Raw genomic sequence first — 1476 nt, forward strand, 5'->3', positions numbered from 1 at the left:
TATTATGATTATGATAATTATGTCAGAAATACTGGAAATTGCAAAAATGGATCCTGAAAAAAGAAAGGATGAAATGCTGAAGCTTTTAGGTGAGATTTTAAAACAGGATGACAACACCAAGGTCAGCACAATGAAAAATCTTATAATGGAAATGTCCAGGGCTGACGATAAAACATATATTGGTTTATGCACAACAAATATGACAATTGCCTCATCATTGCCTGACAACCAGTTAAGTGCCTTTGTTTCATTAAGAATGAGGGCAAATTCAGAACTTCCTGACGATATTAAATCTAGGGATATGAAAATGATTCAGGAAACCCTAAATGAACTTCCGGCAGATGTTAAACAGAGAATGATGAAATTTATGGGAAATTAAAAAAAATTTAATATAAAATATAATAATTTTTTTTAACAATTGTTTACCAGCCGCGATCCTGAAGTTTTTCTATATTCTCTATTTCAAGACCGGCCATACCCTCAAGTCCAGAGGAAACGTCAGAAATTAGCTTGTAATCCTCAAAGTTTTCTGTTGCATCAACAATTGCCTGGGCCATCTTCTCAGGATTCCTCGATTTAAATATTCCGCTGCCAACAAAAACACCATCCATGCCCATTTTCATCATCAGCGCAGCATCGGAGGGTGTTGCAACACCTCCAGCGGCAAAATTAACAACCGGAAGCCTGCCCATTTTTTTAATGTCCTTTAATACCTTAAATATTGAATCTATTATTGTCTTGGCATCCATTCCATAATAAACATCATTAAGTGGCAGTTTTTTTGAATCACCAAAGAGCTCCATGGATGTCTGTTCTCTCAGTGATGTATAGCTTTTTGATATGGATTCTGCAACATTGTATAATTCATCATTTGTTAAATCCTTCAGTATTTTTATTCCATCATTTACTGTTCTTATGTGCCTCATTGCCTCTATTATATTTCCGGTACCTGCCTCACCCTTTGTCCTTATCATTGCTGCGCCCTCAAATATTCTCCTTACAGCCTCTGGAAATGTCCTTGCACCGCATACCACAGGAACCTTGTAAAGCTTTTTGTTTATATGATAAAATGGATCAGCAGGTGTTAATACCTCACTTTCATCAAGCATATCAACACCAAGATTTTCAAGCACATATGCCTCAGTTATGTGCCCTATTCTAACCTTGGCCATGACAGGTATTGATACTGCATTTATTATTTCCTTAATTTTTAGTGGGTCTGCCATTCTTGCCACGCCACCCTCCTTTCTTATATCTGCTGGAACCCTTTCCAGCGCCATTACTGCCACTGCCCCGGACTTTTCGGCTATCTTTGCCTGCTCGGCCGTGGTAACATCCATGATAACGCCACCCTTGGTCATTTTGGCAAATCCACGCTTAAGCAACTCATCACCAAATTTTAATTTGGATAATTCAACCATGGTTAATATATAATTAATTGATATTTACGTATTTTTAATATTGCTATATTTATAA

Annotated in this window: 2 protein-coding genes; one reads left to right on the forward strand and one right to left on the reverse strand. The window is 37.0% G+C overall.

The annotated features are described in order from the left end of the window. Nucleotides 1-379 (forward strand): hypothetical protein (locus tag AOG55_RS03440; protein ID WP_055040894.1); only part of this gene is annotated, 379 nt, incomplete at its 5' end. 43 nt (nucleotides 380-422) lie between these two features. On the opposite strand, the gene pdxS is transcribed toward AOG55_RS03440, so the two are convergent. After that, the gene (gene pdxS / locus AOG55_RS03445; RefSeq protein ID WP_048100996.1) at nucleotides 423-1421 is read right to left on the reverse strand and encodes a pyridoxal 5'-phosphate synthase lyase subunit PdxS; all 999 of its coding nucleotides are present in this window, start codon (nucleotides 1419-1421) and stop codon (nucleotides 423-425) included. Nucleotides 1422-1476 lie beyond the last annotated feature (55 nt).

It is taken from the genome of Acidiplasma cupricumulans, assembly GCF_001402935.1.
Lineage (GTDB): Archaea > Thermoplasmatota > Thermoplasmata > Thermoplasmatales > Thermoplasmataceae > Acidiplasma > Acidiplasma aeolicum.